Genomic DNA, 21002 nt, shown 5'->3' with positions numbered 1-21002 from the left:
TATATCCCGTGAACTGCATTGTTTGCAAAATCATCAATTGTTAATTGATATTTGTCAGTTATGCCGCCAGCTTACTGCCGATAATCCCGATGACAAACAGCAGGTTGGTTAATAATGCCGCTTTGACCGTGCGTTCGAGCATCGGACGCATCGCCACCGGTTCGCGTTCACGCATGACAAAACGCGCCTGTTTTACCAGCAGCGGAATGGCGAGAATAAACAGCCAGCCCCATAGACTGTGCAGCGCCAGCAGGTTAAACAGCGCCAGGCACAGCGGAGCGCCAAGCAGCAAAACGCTGTGATAACGGCGAGCGTTCACCGGCCCCAGACGAACCGCCAGCGTGTTTTTACCGTTCAGGCGGTCGCTATCGATATCGCGCAGGTTATTGATATTCAGAACCGCGGCGGCCAGCAGGCCACAGGCGGTAGCGGGCAGGAAAATAACCGCCTCGATGCTATGCGCCTGCAGATACCAACTGCCGACAACGCTCAGCCAGCCGAAGAAAACCAGCACCGAGATATCGCCAAGGCCAATATAGCCGTAAGGACGCGTGCCGACGGTATAGGTGATAGCGGCGATAATCGACAACCCGCCGAGTACCATAAAGCCGATGAAGTCCGCCATTGTCTGCCAGGCGGAGAACAGCAACGCCAGGCCGGACAGGCAAATCAGCGCTACCGTTACGATCAGCGCGCGTTTCATCTGCGACTGGGTGATGGCGCCTTTTTGCATTCCGCGCAGCGGCCCGATACGGTCAGGTTTATCGCTGCCTTTGACGGCGTCGCCATAATCATTGGCGAGATTAGATAAAATTTGCAGCAAACCGGCGGTAATAAGCGCCAGCAGCGCGACCAGCGGATCGAAGTGGCCTTGCTGCCACGCCAACGCGGTGCCGACGATGATAGCGGAGAAAGCCAGAGGTAATGTTTTTGGACGCAGGCTTTCAAGCCAGGCCTTAGTGCGTGTTATCGGTTGTTCAGTCATTTCTTTCAGCCAAAAAAATGGGGCTATCATAGCCCCACCGTGTGTGATGAAAATGCATTGAACCGGATTATAGGATAAAACGGCTCAGATCTTCATCTGCCACCAGAACATCCAGGTGTTTACCGACATAATCGCCGTCGATGGTCACCGTCTGGCCGTTCATTTCGCTGGCATCATAAGAGATGTCTTCGATCAGACGTTCCAGCACCGTGTGCAGGCGACGCGCGCCGATGTTTTCGGTGGTTTCGTTAACCTGCCATGCCGCCTGAGCGATACGCTTGATACCATCTTCAGTGAATTCGATATTCACGCCTTCGGTCGCCATTAGCGCTTTGTACTGCACGGTGATGGAGGCATTCGGCTCGGTCAGAATACGTTCGAAATCATGGGTAGTCAGCGCTTTCAGCTCAACGCGGATCGGCAGACGGCCCTGCAGTTCCGGGATCAAATCTGATGGGCTGGCGACCTGGAACGCGCCGGAGGCGATAAACAGAATGTGATCGGTTTTCACCATCCCGTGTTTAGTGGAGACGGTGCAGCCTTCCACCAGCGGCAGCAGGTCGCGCTGAACGCCTTCACGAGACACATCCGGGCCGGAGGCGTTGCCGCCGCGCTTACAGATTTTGTCGATTTCGTCGATGAACACGATACCGTGCTGTTCAACGGCGTCGATAGCTTCTTGCTTCAGCTCTTCCGGGTTAACCAGCTTCGCCGCTTCTTCTTCGATAAGCAGCTTCATCGCGTCTTTGATTTTCAGCTTACGCGGTTTCTGTTTCTGGCCGCCCAGGTTCTGGAACATGGACTGCAGCTGGCTGGTCATCTCTTCCATGCCCGGAGGGGACATGATTTCAACGCCCATCGGCGCCGCGGCGAGATCGATTTCGATCTCTTTGTCGTCAAGCTGGCCTTCGCGCAGTTTCTTGCGGAATGCCTGGCGCGCAGCGGAAGGTTCCTGCGGCTGTTCAGCTTGGCCCCAGTTATTTTTCGCCGGCGGGATCAGCACGTCGAGGATACGCTCTTCGGCCATTTCTTCGGCGCGATAGCGGTTTTTATCGATGGACTGCATGCGTACCATTTTGATCGCAGCGTCGGTCAGATCGCGGATGATAGAGTCCACTTCTTTACCAACATAGCCCACTTCGGTGAACTTGGTCGCTTCAACTTTGATGAACGGCGCGTTGGCCAGTTTCGCCAGGCGACGGGCGATTTCGGTTTTACCGACGCCGGTCGGGCCTATCATCAGAATGTTTTTCGGCGTGACTTCATGACGCAGCTCTTCATTAAGCTGCATACGGCGCCAGCGGTTTCGCAGGGCGATAGCAACAGAACGCTTGGCCGCGTCCTGGCCGATAATATGTTTGTCCAGTTCGCTGACAATTTCGCGTGGGGTCATTTCAGACATGGGAGATCCTTACGCTTTAGAAGGTAATTCTTCGATGGTGTGGAAGTGGTTGGTATAGATGCAGATATCCCCTGCAATATCCAACGCTTTCTCGGCGATGTCGCGAGCGCCCATTTCGGTGTTTTCCAGCAGCGCGCGAGCGGCGGCCTGGGCATATGGCCCGCCGGAGCCAATCGCAATCAAATCGTTTTCTGGCTGAACCACGTCGCCGTTACCGGTGATGATAAGCGACGCGTTTTCGTCAGCGACGGCGAGCAGCGCTTCCAGTTTGCGCAGCATGCGGTCGGTACGCCAGTCTTTCGCCAGCTCAACGGCGGCTTTCACCAGATGACCCTGATGCATCTCCAGCTTACGCTCGAACAGTTCGAACAGGGTGAAGGCGTCAGCGGTGCCGCCAGCGAAACCAGCGATCACTTTGTCGTTGTACAGACGACGCACTTTCTTCACGTTGCCTTTCATCACGGTGTTGCCCAGCGTGGCCTGGCCATCACCGGCGATAACGACATGGCCATTACGGCGAACACTAACTATTGTTGTCACGAGCAGACCCCTTGGTTGCAAAAGCGGAATAGGGGCCCCGCGGGTTACGCGGGGCAGAATGCAATTATAGATGGGGGGGATTTTTGGGGTTTCAACCCCTGGCGGCGAGACGAATGCAGTTTGCGTGTCCGGCCATCTTGAGACGGTTGATCATATCGTTGGCGTTCTCTTTGCCTTTCAGCGGCCCAATCACTACCCGGTTCCAGCCGTTGTTGGTGGTGATATGCGAAGCAAAGCCCTCAAAGGCCAACTGAGCGCGCACGGTTTCGGCCTGCTCGGCGCCTTTAAAGGAACCACACTGAACCATCCAGCTGCGATCGTCTTTCTTCTCGGCGGCCGCGGCTTTCGGCGCTTCTTCTACGCGGGCGACCGGCGCGGCGGCCTGGGTTTTTGGCTGCGCAGTGGTGTTATGCGCCGGCGTCTGCAGCAGATCCTGGTACGGCTGCTGGTTGGACGCTGTTTGCTTCGGCTGCTGTTGCTGCACCGGCTTCGGCTGCTGGACGCGCGGCTGTTGCTGCGCGGTCTGCTGCTGCGTCTGCGCCCACTGCTGCTGTTGCGTCTGCTGCTGTTGCTGCGCCAGACGTTGACGTTGCAGCGTCTGCTGACGTTGCGCCGGCGTTTGTTCGTTCCACGGCACTTCAGTCAGCTGCGTAGGCTGCTGACGCATATCCGCCTGCATTTGCGCCAATAGTTGGCGCTGCTCGTCGGTAAGCTGCTCGGGTTTCATCACTTCGCCGCCGGCGGTTGGCTCAGTCGGCGCGCGAACGCCCGGCTGGCGGCTTTCCAGCTCTTTAATATAGCGCCAGCGCTCTTCCGGTTTCGGCGGGAGACCGTTGCCTGCCGCCTGACGGTTCTGCAGCGCTTCCGCTTCTTCTTTCTTGTGATGGGTAATGAAATACAGACCACCGATAAAGGCCACCAGCACGGCCGCTGCGATCGCAACCATAGTCGGTGAAATCGCCGGAAGGCTGCTTTGCTTTTTCCTTGAGCTTCGGGGGCTGCTCTTTTTGCGCCGCGAAGGAGCCGGTTGGCTGCGGCGTACATAATCTCGTTGTGCCACTATCGTTTCGCTGTCTTATATTCGTTCGTCAGCCCGCCATGTTACTTAAGCGGCGGGCCTTTGACCAGAAGAGCAGGCCCGAAAGCCTGATGGTTATCGTCTGATTTTTTGCGTACTGCCGCGAACGATCAGTTCGCAATCGAGCAGACGCGAGCCGCTGTTGACGTTACGGCCCTGCATTTGCTCGAGTAATAGCAGCATTCCTTCACGGCCGATATCAAAACGCGGCTGTGAAACGGTAGTTAACGGCGGATCGCAAAATTCAGACAACGCGATGTTATCAAACCCAACAATCGATAAATCTTCCGGCACCCTCAGGCCGCGACGTTTGGCCAGCGACAATGCGCCCAGCGCCATAACGTCGCTATGGCAAAATACCGCGGTCGGCGGCACCGGCTGCGCCAGCAGTTGCTCCAGCGCGTTGGCCCCGGCTTCAAAAGTAAAGTTGCCGCGGGCGATGTAGTGCGGATCGACGGTGATACCGCTGCGGCGCAGCGCCTGAACATATCCCTGCAGCCGGTAATGGCACAGCGGCATATCCTCCGGCCCGGCGATACAGCCGATACGTTGATGCCCCAGTTCGTGGAGATAATTAACGGCATTAAACGCGGCGGTCAGGTTATCGATATGCACGGTAGGGAGCTCCAGCTCCGGCGCAAACTCGTTCGACATGACCATCGGCGGCAAATTACGCTGCTCTTCGACGCTGGCGTCGAACGGCAGGCGCGAGCTCAGCAGCACCATACCGTCAATTTGTTTGGTGATAATGAGATCAATAAAGGTTTTTTCTTTCTGATTCTGATGGGCGCAATCGCCGATCAGCACCAGATAGCCTTCGTCGGCGGCGGTCACTTCAATGCCGCGAATTACCTCACTGAAGAAGGGATCGCAAATATCCGGCACGATCACAAGGATCGTCCGCGACTCATTGCGTTTCATGTTACGCCCGAGCGACTGCGGTAAATAGCCGACTTCCTGCGCCGCCTGCTCCACCCGACTGCGGGTTGCCTGCGACACTTTGTCGGGATTCATTAGCGCACGGGATACGGTTGCCGTTGAAACGTTTGCCTTCAGGGCGACGTCTTTCATGGTGGCGGCAACCATTTGTTTTTTGGGCTTCACCTGGTTTCTCCTCGCTGACTGCGCAGACACATCCCTTGCGTGCTGACATCAGCAACATTTTTAACAGATAGTACAGCCTGAGAGTTACAGAATTTTCATGAAAAACGTGACGGTTGTTGAATTTTTCGATCCGCCTCGCAAGAGAAGACTTAGCCTTCAATAGGATCGACATCCAGTACCCACTTCACTTTACGCGCTTCCGGCAGGGTGTTTATCAACGCCAGCGTACCGCTGACGATATGTTGTAGACGTATGCGGGAAGGGTGCTGCAGCAGAATTTGCCAGCGCCAGCGACCGCCGCGCTTTGGCGCCAGCGCGGGGACCGGGCCGAGTACCCACAGTTTATCATCGGCCAGCGGGCTGGCCTGCAACAGGTTACGTAACTGTTGTAAAAACAGCGGCGCCTGCTGGTTATTATGGTCTTCGGCGCGGATCAGCACGTGACTGGTCCACGGCGGTAGCTGCATGGTTTGCCGTTCCGCCAGCGCCTGCTCGGCAAACGCATCGTAGCCTTTATACAGCAGGGTCTGCAGCAGCGGGTGTTCCGGATGATGGGTTTGCAGGATCACTTCACCCTGCTTGCCCGCGCGCCCGGCGCGGCCGGAGACCTGGGTATAGAGCTGGGCAAAACGCTCCGCCGAGCGAAAGTCGGCGGAAAACAGCGCGCCGTCGACATCCAGCAGCGACACCAGGGTGACGTCCGGGAAATGATGTCCCTTAGCCAGCATTTGGGTGCCAATCAGAATGCGTGCGCCGCCGCGATGGACGTCGGCAAGATATTGCTCCAACGCCCCTTTACGGCTGGTGGTATCGCGGTCGATACGTGAGATTGGTACATCAGGGAACATCGGCGCCAGCGCCTGCTCCAGCTGTTCAGTCCCGAGACCCACTGGCACCAGGTGCGTCGACCCGCAGGAAGGACATTGGCGCGGAATGGGGCGCTGGCTGTCGCAGTGGTGGCAACGCAGATGATGCTGCGCCTGATGCAGGGTGTAGTAACTATCGCAGCGCGGGCACTCCGCTATCCAGCCGCAGTCGTGGCATAGCAGCGCCGGGGCGAAACCGCGGCGGTTCAAAAACAGGATCACCTGATTGTCGGCCTGCAGATGCTGTCGCATGCGGTTAATCAGCGCAGGCGATAGGCCCGCCTGCAACTGCTGGCCTTTTAAATCCAGCACGTGCTGCTGCGCCGGGCGGGCGTTGCCCGCGCGTTTGGTCAGCTTTAACTCACGGTACTTGCGCTGGCGCACGTTATAGAGCGTCTCCAGCGCCGGGGTCGCCGAGCCGAGGATAATCGGGATCTGTTCGCTATGGGCGCGCCATACCGCCAGGTCGCGAGCGTGATAACGCCAGCCTTCCTGTTGTTTATAGGAGCTATCGTGTTCTTCGTCGATGACAATAACGCCGAGGTCTTTAAACGGCGTAAACAGCGACGAGCGGGTGCCGATAACGATCGCCGCTTCGCCATTTTTCGCCTTTAACCATGATGCGAGGCGCTCGCTGTCGTTGAGACCCGAATGCAGGACCTCCACCGGGGCGTTAAAACGCTGGCGGAAGCGGGCGATAGTCTGCGGCGTCAGGCCGATTTCCGGCACCATCACCAGCGCCTGTCGACCCTGCGCCAGCACGTTCTCCAGCACGCTCAGATAGACCTCTGTTTTCCCTGAGCCGGTAATACCCGCCAGCAGCCAGGCGGAGAAACGGTCGGAGGCGCTATGAATTGCCCCGACGGCGGTCGCCTGCTCGGTATTCAGGCGCAGCCGTTCGCCGGGCACCGCGAAGCTGGTCCGCCAGTCAATAATCGCTGGCGCTTCGCAGGCTAGCTCCGCCAGCCCTTTGCCACGCAGCGCCTGTAGCGCCGCGTCATTGAATTCAAGTTCTGCGACCTGATAGCGCCAGATTTTGCCCTGGCGCAGCGCCGCCAGCGCCTGCTGCTGCTTCGGCGAGCGTTTAAGGCTGTTGATATCCAGCGCTTGTCCCTGTTCCGTCGCAAACCAGTACCACATTGGCGCGGCGCTGGCCGGTTTGCCCTGGCGCAGCATAATCGGCAGCGCGTGGAACAGCACGTCGCCGATGGGATGATGATAGTAATCCGCGGCCCATAGCAGCATGCGCCAGACGGTAGAGGAAAATACCGGTTCGCTATCCAGCGCTTCGGCGACCGGTTTGAGTTCGGCGAGCGGGAGTTCGCTACGTTCGCTGACCGACACCACGATACCGATCCGCTCCTGTTTGCCGAACGGCACGCGTACGCGACAGCCCGCCTTGACCGGGATGCCTTCAGGCAACAAATAGTCAAAGGTGCGGGGCAGCGGAACGGGCAGGGCGACATGAGCGACGGACATGGAATCTTCCTGACTTGAAATCTGGCGGGTTAGTATACACATTACCGAAGGTGACGCGGATAAGTTTGCATCTGCTGGTCAAATTCTGTATGATTCGCCGCCTTTGGTGCGCTTTATGCCGCATCAAACATCCCAAAACCCGGGAAATTCGCTAAGCCGGTTTACGCCAGCGGCGCGAAGGTCGTCGGGAAATTATTAATATCGCGTGGTGTCTGGCGTTAGGGCTGGAAGAGCGACGCGGCCTTAACTGAGGTTCTCCCATGAAAAAAGGTATTCACCCAAATTACGACGAAATTACTGCTACCTGTTCTTGCGGTAATGTCATGAAAATCCGTTCCACCGTTGGTCACGACCTGAACCTCGACGTGTGCGGTAAATGCCACCCGTTCTACACCGGCAAACAGCGTGATGTTGCTACCGGTGGCCGTGTTGACCGCTTCAACAAGCGCTTCAGCATCCCGGGCAGCAAGTAAGTTGCCAGAAAAAGCCGCCTCAGGGCGGCTTTTTTGTATCCTTCGTCTGGCCAGGCCGAGGGATAAAAAAAGCGGAAGATATCTTCCGCTTTTTTTATGTCTTAGTATTCCCACGTATCCGGGTCGATACCCAGTTCACGCATAATCTCTTTCGCCGCTTCCGGGATTTCATCGCTGCGCTCTTTACGCAGGTCTTCATCGTTAGGCAACGGTTGACCGGTAAAGGCATGCAGGAACGCCTCGCACAGCAGTTCGCTATTCGTGGCGTGACGCAGGTTGTTCACCTGACGACGCGTGCGTTCATCGGTGAGGATCTTTAACACCTTCAGAGGAATGGAAACCGTAATTTTTTTTACTTGCTCACTCTTCTTACCGTGCTCAGCGTATGGGCTGATATATTCGCCGCTCCATTCAGCCATGAGATACCTTAATCCTCTGTTTATTAGTTAAGGGCCAGAACATTACGCCCGACCATAATTGCGCGTAGTTTACCGTATGAGCGTGCTTTCCGACATGATATAAGCCGCCGCCGACGTGCGCTAATGCATATAATTTTAACGGCTATTTGTGTTTTGCTCAATCTATACGCAAAGAAGTTTAGATGTCCAGATGTATTGACGTCTATTGTGACAATGATTACTCTGAGGCCTGACTTCTCACCGAACAGCCCAGGAACTGTCCAACATGACGCGTAAACAGGCCACCATTGCAGTGCGTAGCGGTTTAAATGACGACGAACAGTACGGTTGCGTTGTCCCGCCGATCCACCTCTCCAGCACCTATAATTTCACCGGTTTCAATGAACCTCGCGCCCACGATTATTCCCGTCGCGGCAACCCGACTCGCGATGTCGTACAGCGCGCGCTGGCGGAACTGGAAGGCGGCGCGGGCGCGGTACTGACCAATACCGGAATGTCGGCTATTCTGCTGGTGACCACGGTGTTCCTGAAACCGGGCGATCTGCTGGTGGCGCCGCACGACTGTTATGGCGGCAGCTATCGTCTGTTTGACAGCCTGGCGAAACGCGGCTGCTATCGCGTGCGCTTTGTCGATCAAAGCGATGAACAGGCATTACGTGAAGCGCTAGCGGAACAACCGAAGCTGGTGCTGGTCGAAAGCCCGAGCAACCCATTGCTGCGGGTGGTCGATATTGCGAAAATCTGCGGGCTGGCGCGTGAAGCCGGCGCGGTGAGCGTGGTGGATAACACCTTCCTGAGCCCGGCGTTGCAAAATCCGCTGGCGCTGGGCGCCGATCTGGTGTTGCATTCGTGCACCAAATATCTCAACGGCCACTCTGATGTGGTCGCCGGGGTGGTGATTGCCAAAGATCCTGAAACTGTCACCGAACTGGCATGGTGGGCGAATAATATCGGCGTCACCGGCGGGGCGTTTGATAGCTATCTGTTATTGCGTGGTTTGCGTACCCTTTCTCCGCGAATGGAAGTGGCGCAGCGCAACGCGCAGGCGATAGTCGACTATCTGAAAACCCAGCCGCTGGTGAAAAAGCTGTATCATCCGTCCCTGCCGGAAAACCAGGGGCATGAGATTGCGGCGCGTCAGCAAAAAGGTTTTGGGGCGATGCTAAGCTTCGAGCTCGATGGCGATGAGCAGACGCTGCGTCGCTTCTTGAGCGGTTTATCGCTATTTACGCTGGCGGAATCGTTGGGGGGCGTTGAGAGCCTGATTTCCCATGCGGCGACGATGACGCATGCGGGCATGGCGCCGGAAGCGCGTGCGGCGGCAGGGATCTCGGAAACGCTCCTGCGTATTTCGACCGGTATTGAAGATGGTGAAGATTTAATTGCCGACCTGGAAAATGGCTTCCGGGCAGCAAACGAGGAATAAAGATGAGTGTGATTGCGCAGGCAGGGGCGAAGGGTCGTCAGCTGCACAAATTTGGTGGGAGTAGTTTAGCGGATGCGAAATGTTACCTGCGCGTCGCCGGGATCATGACCGACTATGCGCAGGCAGGCGATATGATGGTCGTCTCTGCCGCCGGTAGCACCACCAACCAGCTGATTAGCTGGCTGCAGCTAAGCCAGACCGATCGTCTTTCTGCGCATCAGGTGCAACAAGCGCTACGTCGCTATCAAATGGATCTGATCGCCAGCCTGTTGCCGGCGGACGCCGCTGACGCACTGATCGCGACGTTTATTCACGATCTTGAACGTCTGGCGGGCCTGCTGGATAGCGGCATCACCGATGCGGTATATGCTGAAGTCGTCGGCCACGGCGAAGTGTGGTCCGCGCGCCTGATGGCGGCGGTACTGAATCACCTTGGGGTTGAAGCCGCCTGGCTGGACGCGCGCGCCTTCCTGCGCGCGGAACGCGCCGCGCAGCCGCAGGTTGATGAAGGCTTGTCCTACCCGTTGTTACAACAGTTGATGGCGCAGCACCCCAACAAACGGCTGGTGGTGACCGGCTTTATCGCCCGCAACAATGCCGGAGAAACCGTGCTGCTGGGCCGTAACGGTTCCGACTACTCCGCCACCCAAATTGGCGCGCTGGCCGGGGTCTCCCGCGTCACCATCTGGAGCGATGTGGCCGGGGTCTATAGCGCCGACCCGCGTAAAGTGAAAGATGCGTGCCTGCTGCCGCTGCTGCGCCTTGATGAGGCCAGCGAGCTGGCTCGACTGGCGGCGCCGGTGCTGCACGCGCGTACGCTACAGCCGGTTTCCGGCAGCGATATCGATTTACAGCTGCGCTGCAGCTATACCCCGGACCAGGGTTCGACGCGCATTGAGCGCGTGCTGGCATCCGGCACCGGCGCGCGTATTGTCACCAGTCACGACGACGTCTGCCTGATTGAATTCCAGGTGCCGGCCGGTCAGGATTTCAAACTGGCGCATAAAGAGCTGGATCAGATTTTCAAACGCGCGCAGCTGCGCCCGCTGGCGGTGGGCGTGCATGCCGACCGTAAGCTGCTGCAGTTCTGTTACACCTCTGAAGTGGCCGACAGCGCGCTGAAGCTGCTGGACGAGGCGGGCCTGCCGGGCGAGCTGCGTCTGCGTCAGAAGCTGGCGCTGGTGGCGATGGTCGGCGCGGGCGTGACCCGCAATCCGCTGCATTGCCACCGTTTCTGGCAGCAGTTGAAAGGGCAGCCGGTAGAGTTTACCTGGCAATCGGAAGAGGGCATCAGCCTGGTGGCGGTGCTGCGCGCCGGCCCAACCGAGAGCCTGATTCAGGGGCTGCATCATTCCGTGTTTCGCGCTGAGAAACGCATCGGTCTGGTGCTGTTTGGCAAAGGTAATATCGGCTCCCGCTGGCTGGAGTTGTTCGCGCGCGAACAGAGCACGCTTTCCGCCCGCACCGGCTTTGAGTTCCTGCTGGCTGGGGTGGTGGATAGCCGCCGTAGCCTGCTGAACTATGAAGGTCTGGATGCCAGTCGCGCATTGGCATTCTTTGAAGATGAAGCGGTTGAGCAGGATGAAGAATCGCTATTCCTGTGGATGCGCGCGCACCCTTATGATGATTTAGTGGTGCTGGACGTGACCGCCAGCGAACAGCTGGCCGATCAGTATCTGGATTTCGCCAGCCACGGTTTTCACGTGATCAGCGCCAATAAGCTGGCGGGCGCCAGCAGCAGCGATAAATATCGCCAGATCCACGACGCCTTCGAAAAGACCGGCCGCCACTGGCTGTATAACGCCACCGTCGGCGCAGGCTTGCCGGTTAACCATACGGTGCGCGATCTCATCGACAGCGGCGATACCATCCTGGGGCTGAGCGGTATCTTCTCCGGTACGCTCTCCTGGCTGTTCCTGCAGTTTGACGGCACGGTGCCATTTACCGAACTGGTGGATCAGGCCTGGCAGCAAGGGCTGACCGAACCGGACCCGCGCGTTGACCTGTCAGGTAAAGACGTGATGCGCAAGCTGGTGATCCTGGCGCGCGAAGCTGGTTACAATATCGAGCCGGATCAGGTGCGCGTGGAATCGCTGGTTCCGGCGCATTGCGAAGAGGGCTCGGTTGACCACTTCTTTGAGAACGGCGAAGAGCTGAACGAACAGATGCTGCAGCGCCTTGAAGCCGCCCGTGAGATGGGGCTGGTGTTGCGTTACGTGGCGCGTTTTGATGCTAACGGTAAAGCGCGCGTCGGGGTAGAAGCAGTGCGTCAGGAACATCCGCTGGCGGCGCTGCTGCCGTGCGATAACGTCTTCGCCATCGAGAGTCGCTGGTATCGCGATAATCCAATGGTGATCCGCGGGCCAGGCGCGGGTCGCGATGTCACCGCCGGGGCTATTCAGTCAGATATTAATCGTCTGGCGCAGTTGCTGTAATCTCTCCTCTCAGGCCGGCCCGTAGGGCCGGCCTTCATTATGCTCATTCCCGCGCCACCAGCTGCCCTGAGAGGGTGAGATGCTGCGTCGGCAGCGTGGGCTCTTTGATCTTGCGGATAATTAACGCGCCTGGCCTGACGCCAGATGAACTTTTTTCACTTTGACTGAAAATTCCTCACTGTTTACGCAGATTTTTCTATTGACGCCCGCCCGCTTTTCCGTCATTTTTACATCTGGACGTCTAAACGTATAGAAGTTCGCAACACGACTGATAAATATAATGCGATTGATGAGGTAAGGTATGAGCTTTTTTCACGCCAATCAGCGGGAAGCCCTGAATCAGAGCCTGGCGGAAGTCCAGGGCCAGATTAATGTGTCCTTTGAATTCTTTCCGCCGCGTACCAGTGAAATGGAGCAAACCCTGTGGAAATCCATCGATCGCTTAAGCAGCCTGAAGCCGAAGTTTGTTTCCGTCACCTACGGGGCGAACTCCGGCGAGCGCGACCGCACTCATAGCATTATCAAGGGCATTAAAGACCGCACCGGTCTGGAAGCAGCGCCGCACCTGACCTGTATCGACGCCAGCCGTGATGAACTGCGCGCGATTGCCCAGGATTACTGGAACAACGGTATCCGCCATATCGTCGCGCTGCGCGGCGACCTGCCGCCGGGTAGCGGCAAGCCGGAGATGTACGCCGCCGACCTGGTGACGCTGCTAAAAGACGTCGGTGATTTTGATATCTCCGTCGCCGCCTATCCGGAAGTGCATCCGGAAGCCAAAAGCGCGCAGGCCGACTTGTTGAACCTGAAACGTAAAGTAGAAGCGGGCGCTAATCGCGCGATCACTCAGTTCTTTTTTGATGTCGAAAGCTACCTGCGTTTCCGTGACCGCTGCGTCTCCGCCGGTATCGATGTGGAAATTATTCCGGGCATTCTGCCAGTCTCCAACTTTAAACAGGCGAAGAAATTTGCCGATATGACGAACGTGCGTATTCCGACCTGGATGTCGAAAATGTTCGAAGGGTTGGATAACGATGCCGAAACGCGCCAACTGGTAGGGGCGAATATCGCCATGGACATGGTGAAAATTTTAAGCCGCGAAGGAGTGAAAGATTTCCACTTCTATACCCTGAATCGCGCCGAAATGAGCTATGCCATTTGCCATACCCTGGGCGTGCGTCCAGCGTAATTACCTGTTTTACCTATTTTTTTATTCCTGTCGGGGCGGCGAGCTGCAATTCGCCGCCCTCTTTTTTCGCACGAAAAGTGCGCTCTGCCCTTAAGCAACCTGCCGCCAAAGAGAGTATAGTGCCCGCAAAAATCATGACGGTGGAGAAGTTATGACGGTTGCAAGGAACAGCAATCTCCTGGCCGGTTGTGGCCTCGTCCTGCTGACGCTTATCTGGAGCTACAGCTGGATTGCGATGAAACAGGTAACGCTCTATATCGGCGCTTTCGATTTTACCGCCCTGCGCTGTATTTTCGGCGCGATTGTGCTGATGGCGGTGTTGGCGCTGCGCGGGCGCGGCATGCGGCCAACGCCGTTTGGTTACACCCTGGCGATTGCGCTGCTGCAAACCTGCGGCATGGTCGGTCTGGCGCAGTGGGCGCTGATGAGTGGCGGCGCAGGTAAAGTCGCCATTCTCAGCTATACCATGCCGTTCTGGGTGGTGATCATGGCGGCGCTGTTTTTAGGCGAGCGCATGCGGCGGCTACAATATGCCGCTATCGTACTGGCGGCGTGCGGTCTACTGCTGGTATTGCAGCCGTGGCAGTTAGATTTCTCCTCGATGAAAAGCGCGCTGCTGGCGATCCTCTCCGGCATCAGTTGGGGGGCGAGCGCGATTGTCGCCAAACGCATGTATCGCCGCTATCCGCGCCTCGATTTACTGTCGTTAACCGCCTGGCAGATGCTGTATGCCGCGCTGGTGATGAGCGTGGTGGCGTGGCTGGTGCCGCAGCGCAGCATTGACTGGCAACCTGGGGTTTTTTGGGCACTGGCCTATAGCGCAATCCTGGCGACGGCGGTGGCCTGGAGTCTGTGGCTGTATGTTCTGCGTAACCTGCCTGCCAGCGTCGCCGGCCTGAGTACGCTGGCGGTACCGGTTTGCGGCGTGCTGTTTTCCTGGTGGCTGCTGGGTGAAAATCCGGGGCTAGTGGAAGGCGCTGGTATTGTGCTGATCGTCGCGGCGCTGGCGATAATCAGCCTTAAAAAACGTCAACCTCAGATTACCAGGCAAGGTATTACTCGTTAAGCGTTATGCCCGGCAAATGCCGGGCATTTGGGGCAGATTATTCCCACTCTTGCAGGAAACGCTGACCGTATTGGTCGGCAACCAGTAGCGCGGCGTAAACCTGGTCGGCGCAGGCGCCGCCCGGCATGTTGTGGATGGTTTCGCCTTCGGCGCAGGCGGCCTCCGCGACCGTGCGCATTTTGGCCGGGATGTCGCCTTTAATATCGAGCTGCGCCAGCGTGATGGGCAGGCCGACGCTGTGACACAACGCCGCCGCGGTTTCTATCTCTTCCACCGGTGCGTTTTCCAGCACCAGCTGCGTCAGGGTACCAAACGCGACCTTCTCGCCGTGATAGAAGTGATGGGCGTCCGGGATGGCGGTCAAACCGTTGTGAATCGCGTGCGCCGCCGCCAGCCCACCGCTCTCAAAGCCGACGCCGCTCAGGTAGGTGTTGGCTTCGATCACCCGTTCGAGCGCTGGGGTAACCACATGCTGCTCGGCGGCAAGCATCGCCTTTTCGCCTTCTTCAACCAGCGTGTTGTAGCAGAGTTCCGCCAGTGCCAGCGCTGCCTGAGTGCATTTACCGCCCGCCATTGTGGTCGCACCGCTGCGCGAGCAGGCGCGGGCTTCAAACCAGGTCGCCAGCGCATCGCCAATCCCGGCGGCCAGCAGGCGAGCTGGCGCGGCCGCGACGATCTGCGTATCGACAACCACCATGTTCGGGTTGTGCGGCAGCATCAAATAGCTTTCGAATTCCCCATCGTCGGTATAGATAACAGACAACGCGCTGCACGGCGCGTCGGTGGAGGCGATGGTCGGCGCCACGACTACCGGCAGATGCATATAGTGAGCCAGCGCTTTCGCGGTATCCAAAGTCTTGCCGCCGCCGATGCCGAGCACCGCATGGCATTGGGCGCTGCTGGCGATATCGCGCAGGCGGTTGATTTCATTTTGCGAACATTCACCGCCGAACGGTGCGATTTCGGCCACCAGGCCAGCGCCGCCAAGGCTGGTACGCAACTGCTCTTCGGCAAAGCCAAGAACAAACTTATCGCCGATGATAAGCCACCGTTCGGCCAGCGGTTTAAGATATTCGCCGAGGCGCTTGATGGCGCCAGCGCCCTGAATGTATTTACCGGGTGATTGAATAATGCGATCCATTTCGATTCCTCCTCGATGACCGTGCAAGCCGCCGACCGGCGGCTGGCGATCGGATTACAGGTTCAACGTGCCAAATGCGTTATTCCAGTCCTGCTCGAACTTCTCTATGGCTGACTCTACCGCGGGGGTGCCGAGCATTTGTTGCGCTACGTCTAAGGGGAGGGTGATAGCTTCGCAGCCAGCCAACAGGCAATCCAACGCCTGGCGCGGGGTTTTGAAGCTCGCGGCCAGGACTTTGCTTTCCGGGGCGTGCATTTCCAGCAGAGATTGCAGTTCTTGCACCATGCGAATGCCGTCACCGCCCTGGGCGTCGACGCGGTTGACGTATGGCGCGACGTATTTCGCGCCGGCCAGCGCCGCCAGCAGCCCCTGGGAAGCGCTATAGACCGCGGTGCCAAGCGTCGGGATACCTTCTTTTTTCAGCAGTTTGATGGCGGCGAGACCTTCGGCGGTAACCGGGATTTTAACCACGATACCCGGCACGGCGTTGCTTAAGCGTTTGGCTTCTTCCACCATGCCCTGCGCATCGCGACTCATGGTCTGCGCGAACAGAACACCTTCCGGGCCGACGGCTTTTTGCAGGCGCGGCAGCACGTCCCAAACCGGGGTTTTGCCGGCGGCGATGATGCTCGGGTTGGTGGTGACGCCAGCCAGCGGATAAATGCGGGCCAGACGTTCAACTTCAGCGACGTTCGCGGTGTCCAGATAGAGTTCCATAACCATTCCTCGATGTGTAATTCAGTGATGTTGAGGAAAGGATACGGTTTTCGTTTGCTTGCTCGCCAGATGACAAATTTGCCAAAAACTGGATAAATGTACGCATTGCGATTAAGGATGATTTAGATCACATTGTCCGCCTGTTCCTGCTTATAAAGGTACGTGGCCAGCAATCAGCAGACAGTTACTTACAAAAATCTAGTTTTACGGCGCAGAGGATTTTTCCGTCAACTGGCTGTGATACTGGCGGCGGTATTCGGAAGGCGAACGTTCGGTGTTCTTGCGAAACAGACGGCAGAAGTAGTTGCTGTCGGCGAAGCCGCAGGCGTGGGCAACGTCTTTCACTTTCATATCATGGCCTTTCAACAGCATGCGCGCCTGTTCGAGGCGAATATGATTAAGGTATTCGTTAAAACCCATGGGCCCGCATTTCTGAAACAGGTGCGAGAGATAATTGGGGGATAGGTAAAACGACTGGGCCACGGATTCCCGGCTCAGCGGCTCAGCGAAATGGAGATCGATATACTGGCGGATCGCTTCGAACAGCGCCTGGCTGCGCGATGAAGTTTGCGCCTGACTACCCAGCAGATCGGTACAGTGGCTGAGTAGGCTAATCACGATGCTGCGGGCGGTTTGCTGCTCCTGCGGCTGCATGCGTATTTCATTTAGCGCCTGTAGCAGGAATGAACCCACGCGCGGCCCGCGGCGCGGTACCTGGATCTTCTGGATCAGGCTTAGCGCCTCGCCGCTCCAGCGCTGCAGCGAAAATTCCAACTGCTGCTTGCCGAACAAGATGCTTAATAGCAGGCAGGGTGTCTGCCATTGCGGCCAGTTCCATCTATCGCCCGCAATATACAATACATCGCGCGGCTGCAGCGGCGCGGCATTATCGCCGAGGGCGAGATCGTACAACTGCCCCTCAATGACAATATTCAGACGAGGAAAATCAACCTTGATCGCGGCGTCGGCAGGGGGGCGTGACTCACCGGTAAAATGTACTTCTGCAATGCAGGTTTGTTTTTTCACGAATGAATCAATGAGCTGATTGATGCTGTTATCCATCTTTACCCCGCCAAAACGCCACGCATTTCATCATACCGGACATTTTTCCAGCGGTAAAAGCGCGAGCTTGTCGTTATTGCTTCTTGATTAAGATATGTTATATCGTAACATTTTATCGCAATCGATATTCAACTCAGGAGAGAGTAATGACCCGAAAGATCCCCATGCTCGCGTTTGGCTTAGGCATGGCGCTTGCGAGCGTCCAGGCGTTCGCCCACGGTAACCATAGCCATGGCCCAGCGTTGACCGACATAGAACGCCAGGCTAGCGAAGGCATTTTTGCCGATAAAGATGTGAAGGATCGCGCGTTGAGCGATTGGGATGGCGTCTGGCAGTCCGTTAATCCGTACCTGCTGAATGGCGACCTTGATCCGGTTCTGGAGCAGAAGGCGAAAAAGCCCGGCGGCAAGAGCGTGGAAGAGTATCGCGCCTATTATAAGAAGGGTTACGCCACCGACGTGGAGCAGATTGGCATCGAAGATGACGTGATAGAGTTCCACGTCGGTAAGACCGTTAATAGCTGCAAATATACCTACTCAGGATACAAAATCCTGCAATACGCCTCCGGCAAGAAGGGCGTTCGCTACCTGTTTGAGTGCCAGCAGGCTGATGGCAAAGCGCCGAAATTCGTCCAGTTCAGCGACCATATTATTGGCCCGCGCAAATCGCAGCATTTCCATATATTTATGGGCAATGAATCACAGGAGGCCTTGCTGAAAGAGATGGATAACTGGCCGACCTATTATCCCTATGCGCTGCATAAAGAGCAGATCGTCGATGAGATGTTGCATCACTAAAATGAGAGGGAAAATCCCCCGGCCGGGCGGCCGGGGGAAACGGTGACTAGCCGGTATTACGCATCCCTGCCGCGACGCCGGCAATGGTGACCATCAGCGCTTGCTCAACGCGCGCATCCGGTTCCTCGCCAGCCTCTTCAGCCTGGCGCGAACGGTGCAACAGTTCGGCCTGCAGGACGTTAAGTGGGTCGGTATAGATGTTACGCAACTGGATGGATTCGGCGATCCACGGCAGGTCGGCCATCAGGTGGGAGTCATTAGCGATAGCCAGCACCACTTCGATATCGGCGGTTAACAGCTGACGTAGCTCTTCGCCTAGCTTCCACAGTTCCGGTTTCACCAGACGCTGATCGTAGTACTCCGCCAGCCACAGGTCGGCTTTTGAGTAGACCATTTCCAGCATTCCGAGGCGGGTCGAGAAGAACGGCCAGTCGCGGCACATGCTTTCCAGCTCGCTTTGCTTACCGCCCTCGACCACTTTCTGCAGCGCGGCACCGGCGCCCAGCCAGGCCGGCAGCATCAGGCGGTTCTGGGTCCAGGCGAAGATCCACGGGATGGCGCGCAGTGACTCGACGCCGCCGGTCGGGCGACGCTTCGCCGGGCGCGAGCCAAGCGGCAGTTTGCCCAGTTCTTGTTCCGGGGTCGCGGAGCGGAAATAAGGGACGAAGTCTTTGTTTTCCCGCACGTAGCCGCGGTACATCTTGCAGGAGACGTCGGACAGCTCGGCCATGATTTCGCGCCACTGCGGTTTTGGTTCCGGCGGCGGCAGCAGGTTGGCTTCCAGAATCGCGCTGGTGTACAACGACAGGCTGCTGATGGTCACTTCCGGCAGGCCGTACTTAAAGCGGATCATTTCGCCCTGTTCGGTGACGCGCAGGCCGCCTTTCAGGCTGCCCGGCGGCTGCGAGAGCAGCGCCGCGTGGGCCGGAGCGCCGCCGCGACCGATGGAGCCACCGCGACCGTGGAATAGAGTCAGTTCAATACCAGCTTTTTCGCAGGTTTTGATTAGCGCGTCCTGTGCCTGGTACTGGGCCCAGGAGGCGGCCATCACGCCGGCATCTTTGGCCGAGTCGGAGTAACCGATCATGACCATCTGCTTGCCCTGAATAAAGCCGCGATACCAGTCAATATTCAGTAACTGAGTCATAACGTCGTTGGCGTTGTTCAGGTCGTCCAGCGTTTCAAACAGCGGCGCGACCGGCAGGGCAAAGCCGATACCGGCTTCTTTTAGCAGAAGATGAACCGCCAGCACGTCGGACGGCGTTTTGGCCATTGAGATCACATAAGCGGCGATCGATCCACGCGGCGCTTCGGCGATCACTTTACAGGTGTCGAGGACCTCGCGGGTCTCTTCGCTCGGCTCCCACTGACGCGGCAGCAGCGGGCGTTTGGAGTTCAGCTCACGGATCAGGAAGGCCTGCTTGTCGGCTTCCGACCAGCTTTCATAATCGCCGATCCCGAGGTAGCGGGTCATTTCGCCCAGCGCTTCGGTATGGCGGGTACTTTCCTGACGGATATCTATACGCACCAGCGGTACGCCGAAAGATTTCACCCGGCGCAGGGTATCGAGCAGTTCGCCGTTGGCGATGATGCCCATTCCGCAGGCCTGCAGCGATTTATAGCAGGCATACAGCGGTTCCCACAGCTGTTCGTTTTGCGTGATAAGCCCCGCCGGTTTCGGCAGTTTTTGCCCTTTCAGACGCGCTTCCAGCCAGGCCTGGGTCTCCATCAACTGGCTACGCAGCTTTTTCATCAGATAACGATACGGCTCTTGCGCGCCTTCCGCACCCGCCAAATCGCGGAGCTCGTCGGTGCATTCGACCATCGACAGCTCGGAGATAAGCACCTGGATATCTTTCAGGAACAGATCGGTCGCTTTCCAGCGGCTGAGCAACAGCACGTGGCGGGTGATATCGGCGGTGACGTTCGGGTTGCCGTCACGGTCGCCGCCCATCCAGGAAGTGAATCGTACCGGCACAAAATCAACCGGTAGCTGGTAACCGAGGTTGGCTTCCAGCTGTTCGTTCAGCTCGCGCAGATAGTTCGGCACGCCTTCCCACAGGCTGTTTTCAACTACCGCGAAACCCCATTTGGCTTCATCGACCGGAGAAGGGCGGTGCTTACGAATTTCATCGGTATGCCAGGACTGGGCGATCAGCTGGCGCAGGCGGCGCATCAGCTGGTTGTGCTCATAGTCGGCGATATCTTTGTTATCCAACTGCTTAAGGCAGTTGTTCACTTCCACCATTTTGTGGATCAGCGTCCGGCGGGTGATTTCGGTCGGGTGAGCGGTTAATACCAGCTCCAGCGACAGGGATTCCACCGCTTTTTTTATGGTGTCTTCGTTGAGATTGGGTTGGTCTTTGAGTTTTCTCAGGGTACGCGCAATAACTTCCGGATTGCTGGCGGCTTCGCCGTTGGGCGAAATGCTGTGATATTGCTCAGCGGTATTGGCCAGATTCAGGAACTGGCTAAAGGCGCGCGCCACCGGCAGCAGCTCGTCGTTGGACAAGTTTTGCAGCGTGGTGAGCAGCTCCTGGCGATTGGCTTCATTGCCCGCGCGAGAAGATTTGGACAACTTACGGATAGTTTCGACACGATCAAGAATGTTTTCTCCTAACGCATCCTTGATGGTGTCGCCCAGCACCTTACCGAGCATACTGACATTACTACGCAAAGCGGAATATTGTTCGTTCATGTTACCCCAGACACCCCATCTCATTTTATTTTGTTATATCCGGCGCTCCGTGATTTGAGCAGTGGATAAGCAACCCGTCTTTTATAAAGCCACGTAAATACCCCCGCGTCAATTGCTGCGAAATC

16 protein-coding genes and 1 pseudogene are annotated in these 21002 nt (G+C 57.3%); 6 read left to right on the top strand and 11 right to left on the bottom strand.

What is annotated here, in order from left to right; genetic code table 11:
* Nucleotides 1–58 precede the first annotated feature (58 nt).
* The 6 genes from menA to priA form a co-directional block, all read right to left on the bottom strand.
* On the bottom strand, nucleotides 59–985 hold the full coding sequence (menA, locus tag ABLV08_RS22110; protein ID WP_026612186.1) for a 1,4-dihydroxy-2-naphthoate polyprenyltransferase: 927 nt from the start codon (nucleotides 983–985) through the stop codon (nucleotides 59–61).
* A 67-nt stretch (nucleotides 986–1052) separates the two neighbouring features.
* The gene (gene hslU / locus ABLV08_RS22105; RefSeq protein ID WP_015368931.1) at nucleotides 1053–2387 is read right to left on the bottom strand and encodes an HslU--HslV peptidase ATPase subunit; all 1335 of its coding nucleotides are present in this window, start codon (nucleotides 2385–2387) and stop codon (nucleotides 1053–1055) included.
* A 9-nt stretch (nucleotides 2388–2396) separates the two neighbouring features.
* Nucleotides 2397–2927: an ATP-dependent protease subunit HslV gene (gene hslV / locus ABLV08_RS22100; RefSeq protein ID WP_015368930.1), complete on the bottom strand. Its 531-nt coding sequence runs from the start codon at nucleotides 2925–2927 to the stop codon at nucleotides 2397–2399.
* 91 nt (nucleotides 2928–3018) lie between these two features.
* Nucleotides 3019–3987 carry a cell division protein FtsN gene (gene ftsN, locus ABLV08_RS22095; RefSeq protein ID WP_071609803.1) on the bottom strand — a complete coding sequence of 323 codons (969 nt, stop codon included), beginning with the start codon at nucleotides 3985–3987 and terminating at the stop codon, nucleotides 3019–3021.
* Nucleotides 3988–4080: 93 nt separating this feature from the next.
* Nucleotides 4081–5109, bottom strand: coding sequence for a DNA-binding transcriptional regulator CytR (gene cytR / locus ABLV08_RS22090; protein WP_015368928.1), 1029 nt, complete (start codon nucleotides 5107–5109; stop codon nucleotides 4081–4083).
* A gap of 149 nt (nucleotides 5110–5258) precedes the next feature.
* Complete coding sequence (gene priA / locus ABLV08_RS22085) at nucleotides 5259–7454, bottom strand: primosomal protein N' (RefSeq protein ID WP_015703950.1); 2196 nt, start codon at nucleotides 7452–7454, stop codon at nucleotides 5259–5261.
* 260 nt (nucleotides 7455–7714) lie between these two features.
* Here priA and rpmE point away from each other — a divergent pair, with 260 nt between their 5' ends.
* Nucleotides 7715–7927 (top strand): 50S ribosomal protein L31, encoded by a 213-nt coding sequence (gene rpmE, locus ABLV08_RS22080; protein ID WP_015368925.1) that lies wholly within the window; start codon nucleotides 7715–7717, stop codon nucleotides 7925–7927.
* 101 nt (nucleotides 7928–8028) lie between these two features.
* Here rpmE and metJ read toward each other — a convergent pair whose 3' ends face one another.
* Nucleotides 8029–8346 carry a met regulon transcriptional regulator MetJ gene (metJ, locus tag ABLV08_RS22075; RefSeq protein WP_004107547.1) on the bottom strand — a complete coding sequence of 106 codons (318 nt, stop codon included), beginning with the start codon at nucleotides 8344–8346 and terminating at the stop codon, nucleotides 8029–8031.
* 265 nt (nucleotides 8347–8611) lie between these two features.
* On the opposite strand from metJ, the gene metB reads away from it, so the two are divergent.
* The 4 genes from metB (at nucleotide 8612) to ABLV08_RS22055 (ending at nucleotide 14462) form a co-directional block, all read left to right on the top strand.
* Nucleotides 8612–9772 (top strand): cystathionine gamma-synthase, encoded by a 1161-nt coding sequence (gene metB, locus ABLV08_RS22070; protein WP_015368924.1) that lies wholly within the window; start codon nucleotides 8612–8614, stop codon nucleotides 9770–9772.
* Nucleotides 9773–9774: 2 nt separating this feature from the next.
* Nucleotides 9775–12207: a bifunctional aspartate kinase/homoserine dehydrogenase II gene (locus ABLV08_RS22065; RefSeq protein WP_015703951.1), complete on the top strand. Its 2433-nt coding sequence runs from the start codon at nucleotides 9775–9777 to the stop codon at nucleotides 12205–12207.
* A gap of 301 nt (nucleotides 12208–12508) precedes the next feature.
* Nucleotides 12509–13396 (top strand): methylenetetrahydrofolate reductase, encoded by an 888-nt coding sequence (gene metF / locus ABLV08_RS22060; protein WP_015368922.1) that lies wholly within the window; start codon nucleotides 12509–12511, stop codon nucleotides 13394–13396.
* A gap of 151 nt (nucleotides 13397–13547) precedes the next feature.
* Nucleotides 13548–14462 carry a DMT family transporter gene (locus ABLV08_RS22055; protein WP_015368920.1) on the top strand — a complete coding sequence of 305 codons (915 nt, stop codon included), beginning with the start codon at nucleotides 13548–13550 and terminating at the stop codon, nucleotides 14460–14462.
* 37 nt (nucleotides 14463–14499) lie between these two features.
* Here the strand turns inward: ABLV08_RS22055 and ABLV08_RS22050 are convergent, their stop codons facing one another.
* From ABLV08_RS22050 to ABLV08_RS22040, 3 genes and pseudogenes are all read right to left on the bottom strand, one after another.
* Nucleotides 14500–15603 carry a glycerol dehydrogenase gene (locus ABLV08_RS22050; protein WP_015703952.1) on the bottom strand — a complete coding sequence of 368 codons (1104 nt, stop codon included), beginning with the start codon at nucleotides 15601–15603 and terminating at the stop codon, nucleotides 14500–14502.
* Between the two features lie 54 nt (nucleotides 15604–15657).
* Nucleotides 15658–16320 (bottom strand): fructose-6-phosphate aldolase, encoded by a 663-nt coding sequence (gene fsa / locus ABLV08_RS22045; protein ID WP_015368918.1) that lies wholly within the window; start codon nucleotides 16318–16320, stop codon nucleotides 15658–15660.
* Between the two features lie 204 nt (nucleotides 16321–16524).
* A pseudogene (locus ABLV08_RS22040) lies at nucleotides 16525–17504 on the bottom strand (helix-turn-helix domain-containing protein).
* A gap of 24 nt (nucleotides 17505–17528) precedes the next feature.
* Between ABLV08_RS22040 and zinT the strand changes: the two are divergent.
* A complete protein-coding gene (zinT, locus tag ABLV08_RS22035) occupies nucleotides 17529–18179 on the top strand; it encodes a metal-binding protein ZinT (RefSeq protein WP_213796596.1) in 651 nt (216 codons plus the stop codon).
* 46 nt (nucleotides 18180–18225) lie between these two features.
* Here the strand turns inward: zinT and ppc are convergent, their stop codons facing one another.
* Nucleotides 18226–20877: a phosphoenolpyruvate carboxylase gene (gene ppc, locus ABLV08_RS22030; RefSeq protein ID WP_063443718.1), complete on the bottom strand. Its 2652-nt coding sequence runs from the start codon at nucleotides 20875–20877 to the stop codon at nucleotides 18226–18228.
* Nucleotides 20878–21002 lie beyond the last annotated feature (125 nt).

Source organism: Klebsiella sp. CN_Kp088, from assembly GCF_040064335.1.
GTDB classification, from domain to species: domain Bacteria; phylum Pseudomonadota; class Gammaproteobacteria; order Enterobacterales; family Enterobacteriaceae; genus Klebsiella; species Klebsiella aerogenes.
The sequence above is the reverse complement of the archived record's forward strand: the minus strand, read 5'-3'. Positions and strand labels throughout refer to the sequence as shown.